We start from the raw sequence: 18,797 nt of genomic DNA, 5'->3' as shown, positions 1-18,797 counted from the left end.
ACCGTTAGCCGGCCCACTCCCCCAACGGTCCCGCGCCTGATCGCGCCCGGCCCTGCCGACCTGTGACTCACGCCACATGCCGTTCCTGTCAGCAATCGGAGAGCCATCTCGCTCAAGTCACCGAGAGCGAGCGAACCGACAGGAGCAGCACATGAAGCACCGCATCGTCGTCCTCGGCGCCGGTTATGCCGGGGCCTTCGCGGCCGGGAACCTGGCCCGTCGGCTGTCCCCGCAGGACACCGAGATCACCGTGGTCAACGCGGAGCCGGACTTCGTCGAGCGGCTGCGGCTGCACCAGCTCGCGGCCGGCCAGGAGATCGGGGCCCCAAGGCTCGCCGACGTCTTCGCGCGCACGGGAATCCGGCTGCGCCTGGCCCGTGTCACGGCCCTCGACCCCGAGCGCCAGGCCGTCGCCGTGGCCGATGCGAAGGGCGGGGGCGAGCTCGGCTACGACACGCTTCTCTACGCGCTCGGCAGCCATGTCGCCGACTGGGGCGTCCCGGGCGTGGCCGAGCACGCCTTCGACGTCACCGGCCGGCCCGCGGCGCTGCGGCTGCGCGCGCGACTGGACGGTCTGGGCAGGCGGGCCGGGGGCGGGAGGGTGCTGGTCGTCGGCGACGGGTTGACCGGCATCGAGACCGCCACGGAGATCGCCGAGTCCCGGCCCGGTCTGTCGGTGACCCTGATCGCCCGCGGCGAGCTGGGCGCCCGGCTCTCCGCCGGAGCCCGCGCCCACCTGCGCCAGGCCTGCGACCGGCTGGGCATCACCGTCCTGGAGCACACACGCGTCCAGGCCGTCGAAACGACACGGGTGCTGTGCGCCGACGGCACCGCCCTGGCGTCCGACGCCACCGTGTGGACGGCCGGGTTCGCAGTCGGCCCCATCGCCGCCGCCAGTGGGCTGGAGGTCACCGACAGCGGCCGGGTCGTCGTCGATCGCACCATGCGGTCGGTCTCACACCCGAACGTCTACGCCGCCGGTGACAGCGCCTACGCCATCGGCGACAACGGCCGTCCGCTGCCGATGTCCTGCGCTTCGGCCGGCTACACCGGCCGGCAGGCCACGGACGCGATCGTGGGACGCCTGACCGGCCGCGAGATCGCGCACACCGAACTGGCGTACCCGGGCAACCACATCAGCCTCGGGCGGCTGGACGGGATCCTGCAGATGGTCGACGGCCAGGCGCAGGCAAAGCCGGCGTATGTGGGCGGCCGGAAGGCAGCGCGGATCAAGCCGGGCATCCTCAAGGTCTCGCTGTGGGGCATCTCGCACCCGACGTTCGGCATGCCAAGGCGCAGGCGCCGCCTGGTCGTCGCGGCGGACGCGTCCGCCGCGAAGACGGTCGCGGCCTAGGGTGATCCGCGTGGACAGCACCGCCGTTGTCGGCTTCGACACCAGCCGGTTCGAGGCCAGCCGGGACCGGCTGGCCTCGCTGGCGTACCGGCTGCTGGGCTCCGCCGCCGACGCCGAGGACGCCGTGCAGGACGCGTTCCTGCACTGGCAGGGCGCCGACCGGCGGCGGATCGGGGTGCCGGAGGCATGGCTGACCAAGGTCGTCACCAATCTGTGCCTCGACCGGCTCCGCTCGGCGCGGGCCCGTCGCGAGCGCACCGTCGGCGCCTGGCTGCCCGAACCGCTCCTCGACGGCGACCCGATGCTCGGCCCGGCAGACACTTTCGAGCAGCGCGAGTCGGTCTCCCTGGCGGTGCTGACTCTCATGGAGCGCCTGTCGCCCCTTGAGCGGGCCGTCTACGTCCTGCGTGAGGCGTTCTCCTACAGCCACGCCGAGATCGCCGGGATACTCGACATCAGTGAGTCCGGGAGCCAGCAGCACCTGCACCGGGCCCGGCGCCGCATCACCGCCGCGCGCCGCGGCGGCGGCCAGGTCGATCCCGCGTCCGCCCGCAGGATCGTCGAGGAATTCCTCGCCGCCGCCTCGTCGGGCAGTACCGAACGGCTGGTGGCGCTGCTCACCGACGACGCGATCGCGATCTCCGACGGCGCCGGCCTGACCGAGAAGCTGCTGCGGTTCGACACCGCGCAGCGCATCGCCTCCGTGGCCCGGGCGGGCTTCAGGCCCACACCCGCGAAACGACGCTTCGCCGGCGGCACGCCCGCCATCCACTACGCGCTCGTCAACGGCGCCCCCGCCATCCTGGCCGTGGTCGGCGACCAGGTCGTCGGCGCCGTGACGTTCGACCTCGCCGACGGCGGGATCGCAACCGTGCGCGGCATCGCCTCCCCCGCCCGTCTCACCCGCCTCGCCGGGGCCTGGCGGCGGCGCGAGCCGGACACGCCGCTCATCGGCCAGTGGTGATCCGGCGCCGGCCGGGTCGCGTCAGCCGTGGTCGGCGATGGGCGTCGGCTCCGTCGCGGTGGCGGTCGCGCAGGAGAGCCCGGATCAACGCCGCCGTGGTCTCGATCTCGGTGTGGGTCGTGCGGAGCGACCCAGGCTTCTCAGGCTTCCGGTCCGCCGCACGTCTCATGGGACACCGTCCAGTCCGGGGAACGACTGATTCCGGGCGCTGCGGCCAGGTGGTGATGCCATGTACAGCGCGGGCGCTGGAACGTCGGCACGCCCGGCGATGAGTTCGGGGTCCCGGATCGGTCTACCCCGGTGAAGAAGGATTCCGGCGGCTTACCGCGACGGCGACCTGAGGTCGCCATCAGGAGGACAGTACCGTGGCCACACGTTTGGGCAGGGTGACCTGCGATCTCTCGATCTCCGTCGACGGGTACTCGGCCGGGCTCAACCAGACCGAGGAACGCCCCTTCGGCGACGACGCCGGCGACGGCTGGGGCGACAGGCTGCACGCCTGGATGTTCGAAACGCAGGAGCAGCGGCAGGCGCAGCTCGACCGGTTGACGGCGGTCGGCGCCTTCATCATGGGGCGCAACATGTTCGGCCCCGTACGCGGTGCGTGGGACCGGCAGTGGAAGGGGTGGTGGGGCGAGAACCCGCCGTACCACACACCGGTCTTCGTGCTCACCCACCACCCGCGCGACCCTCAGCCGATGGACGGCGGCACCACGTTCCACTTCGTCACCGACGGCATCGAATCCGCGCTGCGGCAGGCTCGCGAGGCGGCCGGGGACCGTGACGTGTCGATCCACGGGGGCGCGACCACCATCAACCAGTACCTCGCCGCGGGCCTCGTCGACGAACTGCGGCTGACCATCGTGCCGTTCACGATGGGCGCCGGCACACGGCTGTTCGACGGCGTGCCGTCACTGAACCTTGAGCAGGTGGAGTCGCCAGCAGCGAACTCGGTCACACACGTGACGTATCGCGTGCTGTCCTGAGGGAAGGACGGGTGTCGTCTCAGGGCCGCTGGATGCGGACGTGGTGGAACTGCGCCGTCGCGCCCGCGCCGCCCATCGCACCCAGCGCGATCCGGATCCGGCTGTCCGCGGGCAACGTCCAGGTGCCGCCGGCGATCCAGGTGCGGCCGTCGCGGCTGGTGTAGGCGCGTATCAGGTGTTCACCGGTGCGCGGGTCGGTGCGGTGACGCAGCCTCAGCCAGGTGGTCTCGGCGGGCGGGCCGACCGTCATCGACCCGTAGGCCGGACGTCCGGCATACGGTTCCTCCTTGCCGAACTCGGTCTGCCGCGTGTTCCAGATGGCTGTGTGCGCCAGACGCAGGTAGCGGTCGTCGTCGGCATACGCGAGGAGTCCCGCCTGCTGGTAATTGCGCACCGTGTCGACACCCACGTCGAGCGTCACTCTCGTCTCGACGGTCCACGCCCCCTCGGGAGCGTCCCGCAGCAGCAGGGAGGCGGTGTTGTTGTCCTTGTGCAGGTCCGCGTCCTGTGTGGGCCACACCAGCCGGCCTTCCTCGACCCGGGCGGCGGGCGAGCGCACCCAGGACCAGCCCGGACCGGGCCGGAGTCCGTCGAACCGCTCGTCCACCAGGACGGTGGGCTTGCCGTCGCGCGGTGCGGCAGGGCCGGCGGGAACCGGTTCCCGGGGCGCCTGTGACGGATGCCGGGTGACCGGCGCACGCTGCGGTGTGTCGGAGGCGCCCCGCCCGCCGCGGACCACCGGCCAGCCGTCCGCCCAGTCCAGACGGTCCATCAGCATCGGGCGGCGGTTGATCCCGTAGGGCTCGTCGAGGTACGGGTTCGCGCGGTCGATCGCGTGGTAGACGATCCAGTCCTGGCCGGCGAGGTCCGTGACGACCGCGTTGTGCCCGGTGCCCACCCACCGGTTGCCGTTCGGGCTGAGGACGACGGTGCCACCTGTGCGCGACGCGGTCAGCGACACGCCTTCGTGGTCGGTGAACGGACCGCGTACCGAACGGGAGCGCCCCGCGAAGACCGAGTAGCCCGTGGTGGGACCCGCGCAGCAGTCTCCCGACGAGGCGAAGAGGTACCACCAGCCGCCGCGCCGGACGACGAAGGCGCCCTCGAACCGGTTGTCGGTGGCGACCATGGTCGGCTCGCCCAGGGCGCGGGTGCCGTCGGCGGACAACTCCGTCACCCAGATCCCGCCGTAGTAGGAGCCGTAGTACAAGTAGCGTCTGCCGTCGGTGTCGACGACGTGGGCGGGGTCGAAGGTCCACTTGAAGTCGTCGCCGCCGCCCGCACCGGGGCGCGGTTGCACGACCGGCTCGTCGGACGTCGTCCAGGGGCCGGCCGGCGTCGGTGCCGTGGCGACGGCGATCGCGGAGTCGCCGCGCGCCGGTGTGAGCGTCGTCTGCGTCACGACGTAGTACAGCCAGTAGCGGCCGTCGTGGTAGGTGATGTCGGGAGCCCAGTAGGAGGCGTCGGGGGCGGCCCAGCGGGGCTGGTTGCCGTCGTCGAGCGCGTCGGCGACGTGCGTCCAGTGGACGAGGTCCGTCGAGCGGGCGACCGGCAGCCGGTGTGCTGTGCCCTCTCCGCTGTGCAGCGGGTCCGAGGTGCCGAAGGCGTACCAGTAGCCGTCGTCTCCTCGGACGACCGACGGGTCCGCGAAGGTGTCGGCCATTCCCCGGGAGACGGGGTTGACGAAGGTGCCGGGCACGGGCTGTCCGGCACCGGCCGCAGTGCCGGGCACCGCGCCGAGGACCGCGACCATGCCCGCGATGGCCGCTCCGGCGAGCAGCAGGTGAGTGCCCCTGCCGGTGGATGCGCGCTGACCGGCCATGTGGCCTCCTGCGAAACGTGGGAGCGAGGGAGAGCGAGAGCCCTCTTTTACAACGATGTATCAACGTTGCACAAGAGGGGGAGCGGATCCTGACGGTCAGCACGCACCGGCGTCCCGCGCATCTCGGTCCCACGGCCCGGAACTTCCCGGCGCCGGGGGGCGTTTCAGGAGAGACGTGCGAGATGTGCGTGCAGGGAATCGACGGGCTGAAGCCGAGGGTGCGCGAATGGCGATGTGGGACCGGATCAAGGACCAGGCCAAGGGTCTGCAGCAGCAGGCGCAGGGCGCGCGGGGCTCGGGCGGGCCGGGGCACCCGGGAGCGGTGGCTCACGGGCGCCCGGCGGCGGGGGCGTCGGGAGGGTCCAAGGCCCAGCTGGTGAGTGCCCTGAAATCACAGCTCACCTCCCTGAAAACGGAGTTGAAGAGCGGCACCTACCGGGACGCCAGCATGGCCATGTGCGCCCTGGTCGCCGCTGCCGACGGACAGGTCGACCCGGCCGAGCGGCAGCACGTGGAGTCGTTGCTCCTGAACAACGACGTCCTTCAGAACTTCCCGCCGGACCAGCTGCGGCAGCGCTTCAACAAGCACGTCGACCAACTGGCGCTCAACTTCCAGCAGGGCAAGGCGGAGGCGCTGCAGGAGATCGCCAAGGCCGCGAAGAAGCCCACCGAGGCCCGGGCGGTCGTGCAGACGGGCTTCGTCGTCGCGGGCGCCGACGGTTACGTCGCGCCCGCCGAGGAACAGGTCCTTCGCGAGGCGTGTTCGGTTCTGGGCCTGTCCGCCCAGGAGTTCGGCCTCTGACGCCCCGGCCCGTGTCTTCCGTGCGGGCCGTGGATCCGCCTGCGCGGGGACCGGGTTTGTCCCCCGGCCGTTCGGCGGGTGGGCCCCGGTTCTGAGGGCCGGGGCCCCCGGGTACACCGGCTTGTGTCGCCGGGTTCACCGGGCCGGGGTCGCCTGGGCGCGCGGCGGTGCCGGGACGGCCGGCGTCGCCGAGGACCTGCCTGCCCGGACGGCGCAGGTGAGGGTGGCCCTTGGCACGGCCGACGCGGCGGGATGTCACCGAACGGGCAGGACGCCTGGGCGCCCTCTCGACGGGCGCGGTCGGCGTGCCTGCTCGGGGGTCGACCGTGGCCCACCGGCCGACCATGCTGAGGCCACGCACCAGCTGACCAGTTGAAGCCACGGTCCATCCGCGTGGAGGGGAACCGGATGTCCAAGCAGTGCAGGCCCTCGGGGGTCGGAGTTCTCGGCGCCGGCGGCGAAGGCCTGGCCCTTGCCGCCCATCTGGCCGCACGTGGCGAGGCAGTGTACTTATGCACCAGAAACCCCGGCAGAGTCGCAGGCATCGCTCGAAGCCGCCGCATCCACGCTCGTGGGGTCCTCGAAGGAGAGCTGCCGCTCGCCGCGGTGGGCAGCGATCCCCGTGAACTGGCCCGGCGCTGCCCGGTGATCTTCGTCGCCACGGTGACCACCGCGTACCCGGCCGTCGCAGCCCGGCTCGCCCCGTACCTGGGCTCCGGACACACCGTGGTGCTCTTCTCCGGCAAACTCTGCGGCAGCATCGAGTTCGCCCATGTCCTCGAACGACACGGGACGTTCGACGTCGACGTGCTGGAGACCGACGCCCTGTTCGCCGCGCGGCCCTGGGAGGACCACGGGGTCACCGTCCACGGCGTGAAGCAGTGGAACCTCTTCGCCGGCACACGCAGCGCCGTCACCAAGCGGCACGCCGACCGCCTCCAGAGCCTGTTCCCCGGCCTGCAGCCCGGGGCGGAACGTCGTCCAGCGCGGGCTCACCGACTTCGGTGCCGTCGCCCACGCTTCCATCACGCTGGCCAACATCAGCCGGATCGACCGCGGCGAGGAACTGTTGTTCTACCGTGAAGGGCTCTCGGAGCGGACCGTGGTCCTGCTGGAGCAGGCCGCGAGGGAATTCCAGCAGGTCGGTGAGGCGTACGACGCGCCGGTGCCACCTGTCGCCGAGTTGCTGGACATGTACTACGGATGCGAAGGCGAGACGGTTCTCGACGCCATGCGCAGCGTCGCTCCGTACAGCAGCATCACCGCGCCGACCTCACTCGACCACCGGTTCCTGCACGAGGACGTGTCCTCGACGCTGGTGCCGATGACGGAGCTCGCCCGCAGGGCCGGCTGTCCCACACCCATGACGGACGCGGTGATCGGCCTGGCCTCGACGCTCTCTCACGTGGACTACCGCACCAGCGGACGCACCCTCGCCGGCATCGGCTGGGGAGGGCTGACGCAGGCGCAGATCCGTGACGTCCTCAACCGCTGACCGTCCCGGCGCGGTTCGGGCGCTCCCGGCGGCGCGGAATCACGGTGAGCCGTCCGCGCCGGCGAGAGCAGGCCGAACCGGCCCCGTCCGCCCGCCGGCGCAGTGGCGAATGAGGTGAAGTCCGGCTCGTGTCCCGTTTGCCTGCCGGCACGGCCGGTCTGGTGCGTCCGCGGCGCCTTTCGAGGCATTTCGAAAAGCTGGAGTGGTGGGCGTCGGCCTGCAACGGTGGACGACGTGGGGGCGAGCCCGTTCGGGTGCAGCCCGAAACGTCATGCGGAGGGGAACACATGCGCATCAAGCGTCAGCGGGCCATGACAAGGTTGGCGACGGCGATCGGGGCGGGAGTGCTGGCGGTCACGGGCACGACGGCCTCCGCCGTGGCCGCGGACTCCGGACCGGCCGCCGCGCCGCAGGCCCGGAGCGTGGGCATCCAGAGCGGCTGGGTGGAGACGTGGATCAACGGGAACGTCAGGTACGGACCGTCCACGGAGTACGGGATCAACTACACCGTGGGCGCGGGATTCGTTTCGTACGGCCTCTGCTGGAAGCACGGCGGCTGGGTCAACGCCAACGGCGTCGCCCACGACAAGTGGGTCAAGCTCTCCAGCAACGCCTGGATCTGGGGCGGCCTGCTCAAGGGTGACGAGACCGGCGGCGTCGACAACTACTGCTGACGGCAGCCGAGCCGCTGAAGTCCGGTGCCGGGCGTTGAGCGCCCACGGTGCCGGAGAGGGCCCAGGTCCCGCCGGACGAGGACTCCGGCGGGACCTGGGCCCTCTGCGGCGTACGGACTGCCCGCCCGCGACCGCGTCTGCGAATGAGGGCCGTCGCGTCTGCCCCCGCGTGCCGCATGGACGGGCAGTCCGCGAGAGCCCGAAAAAAACATCCTCGGTGGTGTCGAGAACCCGTGCCCCGCTCCGTCCCAGCAGTGAACGCGACCACAATGGGCCGCACCCGCACCGAGGAGACACACCATGGCCAAGTACCTGCTGCTCAAGCACTACCGTGGCGCCCCCGCACCGGTCAACGACGTGCCCATGGACCAGTGGAAGCCGGAGGAGATCTCGGCCCACATGCAGTACATGCACGACTTCGCGACCCGGCTCGAAGGGACCGGCGAGTTCGTCGACGGGCAGGCGCTCGCCCCCGAGGGCGCGTGGGTCCGGTACGACGGTGAGGGCCGCCCGCCGGTGACCGACGGCCCGTTCGCCGAGACCAAGGACCTCATCGCCGGCTGGATGGTGATCGACGTCGACAGCTACGAGCGTGCCGTCGAGCTGGCCGGGGAACTGTCCGCCGCCCCCGGCGCGGGCGGCAAGCCGATCCACGAGTGGCTCGAGGTGCGCCCGTTCCTGGCCGCGCCGCCCACCATCACCGAATGACCCCTCACGTGATCCCTGAGATGAACGAGGCCCTGCTCCGCAGCCTCACACCCAGCGTGCTCGCCATCCTCGTCCGCCGCGGAGCCGACTTCGCGGCGGCCGAGGACGCCGTGCAGGACGCGCTGGTCGAGGCCGTCCGCGGCTGGCCCGCCGACCCGCCACGGGACCCGAAGGGCTGGCTGGTCACCGTGGCCTGGCGCAAGTTCCTCGACCAGGCCCGCGCGGACACCGCCCGCCGCCGGCGCGAGGACCTCGTCGACGAGGAGCCGGCGCCCGGGCCCGCACCCGCCGTGGACGACACCCTCCAGCTCTACTTCCTGTGCGCCCACCCGTCACTGACGCCGTCGTCCGCGGTCGCGCTCACGCTGCGCGCCGTCGGCGGGCTCACCACCCGCCAGATCGCCCAGGCCTACCTGGTGCCCGAGGCGACCATGGCGCAGCGCATCAGCCGCGCCAAGCGCACCGTCTCCGGCGTCCGCTTCGACCACAGCGGCGACGTCACCACGGTGCTGCGCGTCCTCTACCTCGTCTTCAACGAGGGCTACACGGGCGACGTCGACCTCGCCGCCGAGGCCATCCGCCTCACCCGGCAGCTCGCCGCCCGGATCGACCATCCCGAAGTGGCGGGGCTGCTCGCCCTCATGCTGCTGCACCACGCCCGGCAGCCCGCGCGCACCGCGCCCGACGGCAGTCTCGTACCGCTCGCCGAACAGGACCGCGGCCGGTGGGACACCAGGGCCATCGCCGAGGGCGTCGCCATCCTGCAGGCGGCCCTCGCCCGCGACCGGCTCGGCGAGTACCAGGCCCAGGCCGCCATCGCCGCGCTCCACGCCGACGCGCCCACCGCCGAAGAGACCGACTGGGTGCAGATCGTGGAGTGGTACGACGAGCTCGTGCGCCTGACCGGCAGCCCCGTCCACCGGCTCAATCGCGTCGTGGCCGTCGGTCACGCCGACGGGCCGCGCGCCGGTCTGGCCGCACTCGCAGCCCTGGACGACACCCTGCCCCGCCACACCGCCGTGGCGGCGTACCTCCACGAACGCGACGGCGACCTCGCCACGGCGGCACGCCTGTACTCCGAAGCGGCCCGCGAAGCACCCAACCACGCCGAACGCGACCACCTCACGCGCCAGGCCGCCCGGCTCAACACCCGACGCAACGACCAACCCCCGCCCGGCCACTGACAAAACCACTCGCACCGCACCGGACAGCGAGGGTGCGCCGGCTCCGCGTCCGGCAGCTCAGCCAGGCCCCGGAAAAGGGCTCAGCGGCACACGGCCGCGCAAGGCACAGTGGTCCCATGGACGAGCGAGGGCTGGACGTCGACGGCACGATCGCGCGCGAGGGTGCACTGGACCGCGTGGCCGCGGCGTTCGTCCCCGTCGTCGATGCCGCCCGTGCCCGGATCACCGAGACGTTCGGCGGAACGCGTCTGCACAGCGCCTACCTCTACGGCAGCGTTCCCCGTGGCACCGCCGTCCCCGGCGTCTCCGACCTCGACCTTCAGCTCGCCCTCCACGGCGAGCCCACCGAAGCCGACCGCACCGACGCAAGAATCATCGAGGACGAACTCGACCGCGCGTTCCCGCAGATCGACGGCGTCGGGATCCTGCTGACCGGTGCGCGCGTTCTGCTCAGCGACGCCGAGCGTCATGACGGCGGGTTCTTCATCGCCTGCCTCTGCACTCCGTTGCTGGGCCCCGACCTCGCGGACCAGCTCCCCCGCTACCGGCCCACGACGCTGCTCGCGCGGGAGACCAACGGTGACCTCGCCCGTGTGCTTCCACTCCGGCGCGCCCAGGCGGCCGAAGCCACCACGGACGCGGAACGCCGGGCCCTCTGCCGTCTCGTCGGGCGTCGCATCGTTCGTACGGGGTTCACCCTGATCATGCCCCGCTGGGGCGGCTGGACCAGCGACCTCGACCAGTCCGCCGGACTCTTCGGCCGCTACTATCCCGAGCGCGTCGAGCAGATGCGTGTCGCCGCGTCCGTCGGCCGTGCCCCGTCGGCCGACCCGGCGGTGCTCGGGATGCTCCTCAACGACCTCGGCCCTTGGCTCGCAGCCGAATACACCGCCGTGCACGGCGAGAAGACGCCGCGGTCCTGACGGGCGGCCCACGCCGTGACCCGACGTGTCCGCACCCTTGTCGCTGCGGGTGCGGATTTCCTTCCCCGGACGCGGTTGCGCCCCGCTCACGCCGGTGAGCGGGGCGCGTCAGGCGACGGTCGGCGGGCTCACCGTCGGGGGTCCGTCAGGGCAGGGTCCATTTCTGGTTGGGGCCGGTGTGGCAGGCCCACAGGTGAACGGGCGTGCCGTCGCTCCAGGTGCCGCCCGACGCGTCAAGGCACTTGCCGGACTGCGGATTGCGCACCGTGCCGTCGGACCGGGCCGCCCACGCCTGAGCACCCGAACCATTGCACGTCCACAACTGGACCCGGGTACCGTCCGCGCTCCCGCCACCCGACACGTCCAGGCACTTGCCCAGCGCCCGCAACGTGCCGTCACCCGGCACCGACCACCGCTGCGCCGCAGTCCCGTTGCACGTCCAGATCTGCACCTCCGTACCGTCCGCCGTCACCCCGCCGTCGACGTCCAGGCACTTGCCGCCGACCCCCTTCACCTCGCCCGTGCGCGGGCCGGGGTCCTGGCCGCCGCTCTTCTTGACGCGGATGTCGCGGAAGGCGACCTCGTCGCCGTCGCCGTGGTTCTGGAGGCCGATGTGGCCCTGTCGCAGGCTTCGTGCCGGGTCGGTGTTGGTGAAGTCGTTGATCCTGCGGCCGTTGAGGAAGATCTCCAACCGCTCGCCGGTCACGCGCAGTTCGTAGGTGTTCCACTCCCCCGGCGGGTTCAGCGCGGCGTCCCGTGCGGGGATGTCGGCGGACTGGAAGCCGTAGACGGCTCCCGTGGTGCGGTCGGCCGTGTCGGTGGCGTCGATCTGGATCTCGTAGCCGTTGTTCACCGCCGACCACGGGTCGTCGGAGGCGGGGAAGCCGATGAAGACCCCGGAGTTGTCGTCCCCGGCCGCCTTCCAGTCGAGCTTGAGGGAGTAGTCGCCGGTGAACTCCTCGGCGGAGTACCAGAGCATGCCGAGCCCGCCCCGGGAGGTGAGGGTGCCGTCGGCGAGGGTGAAACCGCCCGGCCCGGCCTGCCGCCAGCCGGTGGTGGACGAGCCGTCGAACAGGGCGGTGTAACCGGTTTCGGGACGGCAGTCGGCATTGGTCCTTCCGGCGGCCCAGCGGATGCCGCCGAGGAGGTGCCGGCGGAAGGCCGGCTCGGCGTACGACTCGTCGGTGTGGCCGCCGCCGGTGTAGAAGGCCCGCCCGCCCCGGTAGTCGCTGCACCAGGCGATCGGATGGTCGCCGGACATGTTGCCGCCCGAGTAGCTGGACTCGTCCAGCGAGGCCAGGACGTGGGCGGTGGTGCGCGGGTTGGTGCGGTAGTTGTACCACTCGTCGGTGCGCTGCCAGGTCTCGCCGAGGTGGGCGGTGGCGTCGTGGGCCCGGTCCTCCACCTTGACGGTGGCGGACTGGACGGCCGGGTGCGAGTGGAAGAGGGCACCGGCCAGTCCCGCGTAGAAGGGCCAGTCGTACTCCGTGTCGGCCGCGGCGTGGATGCCGACGTATCCGCCGCCGCCCTGGATGTACCCCTCGAAGGCGGTCTGCTGGGCTCCGTCGAGCACGTCGCCCGTGGTCGACAGGAAGACGACCGCCTGGTACTGGGCGAGGTTGCCGGAGGTGAAGGACCGGGCGTCCTCGGTGGCGTCGACGGTGAAGTTGTTCGCCGAGCCGAGGTCGCGCAGCGCGGCGATGCCGTCGTCGATCGAGGAGTGCCGGAAGCCGGCCGTCTTGGAGAAGACGAGGATCTTGTACGCCGGGTCGGCCACCGCTCGCGGCTGACCGCTCTTGGCCGGGGACTGCTCCGGTGCCGCGGGCTGGGCCGCGGCCTGCGGGGCCAGGCAGAGCACGGCCGCGGTGAACAGGCCGAGGGCCGCTTTCAGTTGGGTGCGCATGTACGGTCGCCTCCTTTCTACGGCAGGGTCCACTTCTGGTTGGGGCCGGTGTGACAGGTCCACAGGTGAACGGGCGTGCCGTCGTTCCACGTGCCGCCCGAGGCGTCGAGGCACTTGCCGGACTGCGGGTTGCGGACCGTGCCGTCGGTCTGGGCCGCCCACTGCTGCGCCCCCGAACCGTTGCACGTCCACAGCTGGATCTTCGTGCCGTCCGCGCTGCCGCCGCCCGACACGTCCAGGCACTTGCCCAGCGCCCGCAGCGTCCCGTCGCCCGGCACCGACCAGCGCTGCGCGGCCGTCCCGTTGCACGTCCAGATCTGCGCCTTCGTACCGTCCGCCGACAGCCCGCCGTCGACGTCCAGGCACTTGCCGCCGACCCCCTTCACCTCGCCGGAGCCGTTTCCGGCGCCGGTGGTCGTGAAGGAGAACTCGTCGACGTCGAACAGTGAGCCGCTGCCGCCCTTGAAGACGAGGTGGAGAGAGGTGGACCCGGCCGGCTGGTTGCCGAGCGTGGCGGTCACGTCCTGGAAGGTCTCCCAGCCGCCGGTCACCGGCACGGTCGCCGTGCCGAGCAGGGTGCCGGTCGGGGAGCCCGCGCGCACCTCGATCGTGCCGCCCGCGCCCGCTGAGGAGACGCGTGCGGTGAACGTGGTGGCGTTGGCCAAGGCGTAGGGCTTGAAGGAGATCCAGTCGCCGTTGTCGATGTGCCCGACGGTCTTTCCGCCGTGCGCGGGGCCGTGGCTGACGACCTGGACGCCGGCGGAGTCGCCGTAGTGCTCGGCCTGGCGGTGGCTGGGCTGTGTGACGTGCTGGTCGTGTGTGGTGAGCGCGGGCTGGCCGTTGGCGCCCTTGTCGGTGTACTCGGCGTCGACGACCCCGAAGATGTTGGCGTTGGGATCGTGTTCTCCGTCCGCCAGGGTCCGCAGGGTGCCGGTGCAGCCGGTGGCCGAGGTCTGCGGGTGGCCGTGGCTGTCGTGCCCGACGATGAAGGTGACCTTCACCTTGGAGCAGTCGACGGTGCCGTCCTCGGGGTCGGTCACCGTCACCTTGAACGGGATCGTGGCGCCGAAGTCGTGGATGCTGCCGTCCAGGGGCAGGTCGAGCCGCACCTCGGGTGCCGTGTTCCCGACCGTGATCCGCACGGACGCGGTGGCCGACTTGCCGGTCGTGTCCGTGACCTTGAGCGTGGCGGTGTACTGGCCGTTGGTGGTGTACGTGTGGGAGGGGTTGGCGGCGGTGGAGGTGGCGCCGTCGCCGAAGGTCCAGGCATGAGTGAGGGCGTCGCCGTCGGCGTCGGAACTGCCCGCCGAGGAGAACGAGACGGCCAGCGGCGCCTTGCCGGAGGTGACGCTCGCCCTGGCCTGGGCCACCGGGGCGTGGCCGCCCGTGACGTGCTCGATGCGGTACAGGGCGGAGTTCTCGTCGCCGTTGAAGTACCCGGTGCCGTAGTCCAGGACGTACAGGGCGCCGTCCGGTCCGAAGGCCATGTCCATCACCTGGGTGCCGCTCCAGGGGAAGGAGTTGATGGACTGCACGGTGCCGTCGCCGGCGGACTCGATGCGTTTGATCCACCGGCGGCCGAACTCCCCGGCGAAGAAGTCGCCGTCGTAGGCCTGCGGAAACTTCACCTCGGAGGTGGAGGAGGCGTCGTAGCGGTAGACGGGGCCGCCCATGGGTGACTCCGAGCCGCTGCCGAACTCGGGGACCGAGCCGCCGTTGTACGGGATCCAGGCCGGCTGGGCGGGCGGCAGGTCGGTGAGGCCGGTGTTGTTGGGCGAGGTGTTCTTCGGCGCCGCGCAGTTGAACTTGGCGCCCGTGGCGCCGGTGGCGAAGTCGTGGTCGGTGTAGGCGTCGTTGTTGCCGGTGCAGTACGGCCAGCCGAAGTTGCCCGCCTTGGTGATCCGGTTGAACTCGACCTGGCCCTCGGGGCCCCGCTGGGGGTTCGCCGTTCCCGAGTCCGGGCCGTAGTCGCCGAGGAGGACGGTGCCGGTGGCCTTGTCGACGCTCATCCGGAACGGGTTGCGGAAGCCCATCGCGTAGATCTCGGGCCGCGTTCTGGCCGTGCCGGGCGGGAAGAGGTTGCCGCCGGGGATCGAGTACGAGCCGTCGGCGTTCACCTTGATCCGCAGGACCTTGCCGCGCAGGTCGTTGGTGTTGCCCGAGGAACGCTGGGCGTCGTAGGCGGGGTTGCGGGACGGCCGTTCGTCGATCGGGGTGAAGCCGTCCGAGGCGAAGGGGTTGCTGTCGTCGCCGGTGGACAGGTACAGGTTGCCCGCCGCGTCGAAGTCGATGTCACCGCCGACGTGGCAGCAGATGCCGCGGGAGGCCGGCACGTCGAGGATCTTCTTCTCGCTGGCGAGGTCCAGGGTGCCGTCCGTCCTGAGGACGAACCGGGACAGCCGGTTGACGCCGTCGAACGGGGCGAAGTCGGCGGCCGTGCCGTCCGCCGGGGCGTCACCGCCCGGTGTGCTGAGCTTGGGTGCGTAGTAGAGGAAGACGTGCCGGTTGGACGCGAAGCCCGGATCCACGGCGACGCCCTGCAGGCCCTCCTCGTCGTGGCTGTAGACGTCCAGCTTGCCGGCCACGGTGGTGTTTCCCGCGGCGTTGGTCAGCCGCAGGGTGCCGTCGCGGGAGGTGTGCAGGACCGAGCGGTCCGGCAGCACCGCGAGCGTCATGGGCTCGCCCGTCTCGGCCACGCCCTTGGCGAGCGTGACCTGTTGGAACTCGGGGTCGGCGAGTGCCTCGGCCCTGCCGCCCGGGTCGTCGGGCGCGGCGGTGGCCGGGGACACCGGCAGCAGACAGCCGGCGGCGCAGGCCACGGCGGTCAGTAAGAGACGGGCACGTCTGTGTCTGAGCGGTCTCGTGCGCACAGAGGTCTCCCAGATGTGGGGTGGGATGACGGCAGACCGCACCGGCCTGCCGGGGTTGCGGGCGCGCGCCGTCGCGCCGTCGAGACCGGTCGGCCAGCTCTATGACCGGTTCATTTCAAGGAAGTTAGCGGGCTTTGTTGAGCTCCGTAACCCGTTCGACACAAGATCTCGTCACTTTCTCTTCACTCAGGACAAAGTGGCTGGACCGCCGCCCGGTCGCGGCGGGCCTTCGGGTGCCGACGGCACTGAGGGCGCAGAGGGTGCCGAGAGCGCAGAGGGTTCCGCCGGCGCGGCGAGGGCGGCGAGCAGGGCGTCCGCCGGGAGGGCCACTGCCGTCCGGCCGCGGATGCCAGTGGTCGTCGTCGCGGCCAGAAGGGAGTTGAGCACCGCCTCCTCGACCCCGTCCAGGACCGCTTCGAAGAGCGGCCCCAGTTCGGCGTCGGGCACAGGTGTGCCGCCCGGTCGGGTACCGAAGGCCACGGCGTAGTCACCGCTGCCGTGACTGTAGGCCGCGCCCGTGCGGGCCAGGGCGAACACCGCGCGCCGCGCGAGACGGGTCAACTGCCGGGCGTCCAGCGGAGCGTCGGTGGCCACCGCGATCATGCAGGAGCCGGTCTCCGCGGCCGGCGCCGGATCATCGGCGCCGAGGCCCACGGACCCCGGCGTGACAGTACGGCCCAGCACGCGCAGGACGCCACCGAAGTTCGCCTGCACCAGGACGCCCGCCGTACGGTGCGTCCCTCCCAGGTCCAGGGTGCGTGAGGCGGTACCGATGCCGGCCTTGAAGCCCAGGGCAACGGTGCCGGTTCCCGCGCCGACGCAGCCCTCGGCCACCGGGCCGCCCGCGGCTCCGTCGAGGGCGGCCCGGACGTGCTCCTCGTGGACGGGCCGTGCCCGGATGTCGGACAGGTAGCCGTCGTTGCACTCCCCCACGACGGGGTTGAGGCTCAACACCTCGTCGCACCCGGGCCGTTCGAGCATCCAGCCGACGAGGGCGTCGGCGACGCGGAAGGCGGACAGGGTGGAGGTGAGCAGCAACGGGGTTTCCAGCGCGCCGAGTTCGGTGAGCTGGGTCGTGCCGATGAGTTTGCCGTAGCCGTTGCCCGTGAAAACGCCCGCGGGCAGCGGTGCGTCGGGGCCGACGCCGTCGGGCACGACGGCGGTGACTCCGCTGTGCACGCCGGGCGGCCGGCGGACGGTGGCGTGGCCGACGCGGACGCCCGGCACGTCGGTGATCGCGTTGCAGGGCCCGGTGGCGCCGCGCCCGACGACGATGCCGAGGTCACGGGCCCGGCGTCCGGTGCCCGATGTCGACGGTGCACAAGCCAGTGGTTCCATGGGGCGGGACCCTACGCCTTCCGCCCGCGCGGGCGCGGTGGTGCGGGCAGGCGTGCGACGGCGGGCACCGCGTGCGGAAACGCCATGTCGCCCGGGACACGCGAACGTCGGCTCCCGCGAACGCCGGCACGGTGGCTACCCATGTCCGGCCCTGTGGTCGACGGGACGGGACCCGCGTCGCGGTCGCCCGCGTCTCCCGGACCACACGGCGAGGACGCCCCAGGCGGCCAGGCATCCCAGTGCGGTGAGGTGCAGTGCCTGGTCGGAGGCCCCATCCGCGCCGACGCCGCGGGACCGGTCCGCGACCGCCCCGGCCAGGGCGACACCGAGACCGGCCGCCACGGTGATGACCGTCTTGGTGACCCCGGACGCCTCCCCGGCCCGCTCCGCCCTGATCACCCCCTGGGTCGCGATGAGGGTCAGCGAGTTGGCCATGCCGAGGACCACCCCGCCCGCGGTGGCCACGACCAGGTACACCGCGAGCGAGGGGGCGTGGGCGAGGCAGGCCAGGACGACGGCGCCCACACCGAGGCAGCCGGTCATCACGCGCACCGCGGCCCGCTGGGTCACACGGCCGGCGAGCGGACCGGCGAGCGCCATGGTCAGCGCGGGGGCGAGGAAGGCGGTGCCGGCCACGGCGACCGGCAGGTCCCACTGCCCCTGGAGGGTCAGGGGAACGACGAACAGGAACATGACGGTCGCGGTGTTGGCCACCGCTCCGGCGAGCGTCAGTGCCACGTAGGGCCTGTTGCGGAACAGGGTGAGCTCGACCAGCGGGCTCGCCGCCACCCGTTCGTGGCGTACGAACCAGGTCAGCAGCACCGCCACGACACCAAGCCCCGCCAGGCCGACGGGCCACTGCCAGTACCGGCCGCGGTCGACGACGACAGCGAGGACCGCGAGCGCGGCCGTGATGGTGAACAGTCCGCGCCAGTCGACCCTGCGGTGCGCGCTGGTGTCACGGCTCTCGGCGGTCCACGAGGCCCATACCGCGCCGAGCGCGGCAAGGGGGACGTTGAGCCAGAACACCGCCCGCCAGGACACCGCCTCGGTGAGGGCGCCCCCGATGAACGGGCCGCAGGCGGTGGCGATGCCCCCGATGCCCAGCACCCAGCCGGTGGCGCGGCCCCGCAGTTCGCCCGGGTAGGCGTTGGTCAGCAGGGACAGGCCCACCGGCATGATCATCGCGGCGCCCGCCCCCTGGGCCACCCGGGCGCCGACCAGGACGGGCAGTGCCGGGGCCAGGGCGCACAGCAGGGACGACGCACCGAACAGGGCGAAGCCCATGACCAGCAGCCGGCGCCGCCCGAACAGGTCGCCGAGGCGCCCCGCGCCCAGCATCAGCGTCCCCGTGGACAGCAGGTACGCGCTGACCACCCACTGCAGGCCGTCGCCTCCGGCGTGGAGGTCGCGACCGATCCGCGGCAGGGCCAGGTTCAGGGCGAACGAGTCGAGCTGGATGCAGAACACGCCCACGGACATCGCCGGCAGGACCCACTGTCGGGGGGTGAGTGTCGGTGTCACTACGGCCCCGGACTCCTTCCTCGCGCTGCGACGGCAGCATCGTCGGGAACACCGCCGCACGGCTGTGCGACGGTCGAGGTGCTGATGACGGAGGGGGAAGGTGCGGCCGAAGGGCAGCCCTGGCGCAGGGCTGCCGCCGCTCGAAGAGAGGTGAGGGCACGGGGTTCACAAGGAGCGGAGCTGTCCGCAGAACCGCCGGGGAACGCCGCATCGTGGGGACCGAATGCACAGGTCCGCTGTCTGCCGAGCG

15 protein-coding genes are annotated in these 18,797 nt (G+C 72.0%); 10 read left to right on the top strand and 5 right to left on the bottom strand.

Annotated features, from left to right (window positions below):
- Nucleotides 1–151: 151 nt before the first annotated feature.
- The 3 genes from QC282_RS24715 to QC282_RS24705 all read left to right on the top strand — a co-directional run bounded on the left by QC282_RS24715 (nucleotide 152) and on the right by QC282_RS24705 (nucleotide 3,304).
- A complete protein-coding gene (locus tag QC282_RS24715) occupies nucleotides 152–1,354 on the top strand; it encodes an NAD(P)/FAD-dependent oxidoreductase (protein WP_279551756.1) in 1,203 nt (400 codons plus the stop codon).
- A 10-nt stretch (nucleotides 1,355–1,364) separates the two neighbouring features.
- The gene (locus QC282_RS24710; RefSeq protein ID WP_279551755.1) at nucleotides 1,365–2,318 is read left to right on the top strand and encodes a sigma-70 family RNA polymerase sigma factor; all 954 of its coding nucleotides are present in this window, start codon (nucleotides 1,365–1,367) and stop codon (nucleotides 2,316–2,318) included.
- A gap of 365 nt (nucleotides 2,319–2,683) precedes the next feature.
- A complete protein-coding gene (locus QC282_RS24705) occupies nucleotides 2,684–3,304 on the top strand; it encodes a dihydrofolate reductase family protein (protein ID WP_279551754.1) in 621 nt (206 codons plus the stop codon).
- Nucleotides 3,305–3,323: 19 nt separating this feature from the next.
- Here the strand turns inward: QC282_RS24705 and QC282_RS24700 are convergent, their stop codons facing one another.
- Complete coding sequence (locus QC282_RS24700; RefSeq protein WP_279551753.1) at nucleotides 3,324–5,126, bottom strand: family 43 glycosylhydrolase; 1,803 nt, start codon at nucleotides 5,124–5,126, stop codon at nucleotides 3,324–3,326.
- 226 nt (nucleotides 5,127–5,352) lie between these two features.
- Between QC282_RS24700 and QC282_RS24695 the strand changes: the two genes are divergently transcribed.
- From QC282_RS24695 to QC282_RS24665, 7 genes are all read left to right on the top strand, one after another.
- Entirely contained in the window at nucleotides 5,353–5,928 is a 576-nt protein-coding gene (locus QC282_RS24695) for a tellurite resistance TerB family protein (RefSeq protein ID WP_279551752.1), read from the top strand.
- A gap of 408 nt (nucleotides 5,929–6,336) precedes the next feature.
- Complete coding sequence (locus QC282_RS24690; protein ID WP_279551751.1) at nucleotides 6,337–7,011, top strand: NAD(P)-binding domain-containing protein; 675 nt, start codon at nucleotides 6,337–6,339, stop codon at nucleotides 7,009–7,011.
- Nucleotides 6,953–7,423: an NAD/NADP octopine/nopaline dehydrogenase family protein gene (locus QC282_RS24685; protein ID WP_336621087.1), complete on the top strand. Its 471-nt coding sequence runs from the start codon at nucleotides 6,953–6,955 to the stop codon at nucleotides 7,421–7,423. Before QC282_RS24690 ends, QC282_RS24685 begins: the two co-directional genes overlap by 59 nt.
- Nucleotides 7,424–7,710: 287 nt before the next feature.
- Nucleotides 7,711–8,097 carry a hypothetical protein gene (locus QC282_RS24680; RefSeq protein WP_279551750.1) on the top strand — a complete coding sequence of 129 codons (387 nt, stop codon included), beginning with the start codon at nucleotides 7,711–7,713 and terminating at the stop codon, nucleotides 8,095–8,097.
- Nucleotides 8,098–8,397: 300 nt separating this feature from the next.
- Nucleotides 8,398–8,805, top strand: a complete 408-nt coding sequence (locus QC282_RS24675; RefSeq protein WP_279551749.1) for a YciI family protein — start codon at nucleotides 8,398–8,400, stop codon at nucleotides 8,803–8,805.
- Nucleotides 8,806–8,825: 20 nt separating this feature from the next.
- Nucleotides 8,826–9,989, top strand: a complete 1,164-nt coding sequence (locus QC282_RS24670) for an RNA polymerase sigma factor (RefSeq protein ID WP_279551783.1) — start codon at nucleotides 8,826–8,828, stop codon at nucleotides 9,987–9,989.
- 116 nt (nucleotides 9,990–10,105) lie between these two features.
- A complete protein-coding gene (locus tag QC282_RS24665; RefSeq protein ID WP_279551748.1) occupies nucleotides 10,106–10,912 on the top strand; it encodes a nucleotidyltransferase domain-containing protein in 807 nt (268 codons plus the stop codon).
- Nucleotides 10,913–11,057: 145 nt separating this feature from the next.
- Here QC282_RS24665 and QC282_RS24660 read toward each other — a convergent pair whose 3' ends face one another.
- The 4 genes from QC282_RS24660 to QC282_RS24645 form a co-directional block, all read right to left on the bottom strand.
- Complete coding sequence (locus QC282_RS24660) at nucleotides 11,058–12,815, bottom strand: lectin (RefSeq protein WP_279551747.1); 1,758 nt, start codon at nucleotides 12,813–12,815, stop codon at nucleotides 11,058–11,060.
- A gap of 17 nt (nucleotides 12,816–12,832) precedes the next feature.
- A complete protein-coding gene (locus QC282_RS24655; RefSeq protein ID WP_279551746.1) occupies nucleotides 12,833–15,685 on the bottom strand; it encodes a lectin in 2,853 nt (950 codons plus the stop codon).
- Nucleotides 15,686–15,871: 186 nt separating this feature from the next.
- Nucleotides 15,872–17,023 (bottom strand): P1 family peptidase, encoded by a 1,152-nt coding sequence (locus QC282_RS24650; protein WP_279551745.1) that lies wholly within the window; start codon nucleotides 17,021–17,023, stop codon nucleotides 15,872–15,874.
- A gap of 135 nt (nucleotides 17,024–17,158) precedes the next feature.
- On the bottom strand, nucleotides 17,159–18,547 hold the full coding sequence (locus QC282_RS24645; protein ID WP_279551744.1) for an MFS transporter: 1,389 nt from the start codon (nucleotides 18,545–18,547) through the stop codon (nucleotides 17,159–17,161).
- Nucleotides 18,548–18,797 lie beyond the last annotated feature (250 nt).

Source organism: Streptomyces sp. DH24 (assembly GCF_029813775.1).
Lineage (GTDB): Bacteria > Actinomycetota > Actinomycetes > Streptomycetales > Streptomycetaceae > Streptomyces.
This window is presented reverse-complemented; position numbering and strand designations above follow the sequence as displayed.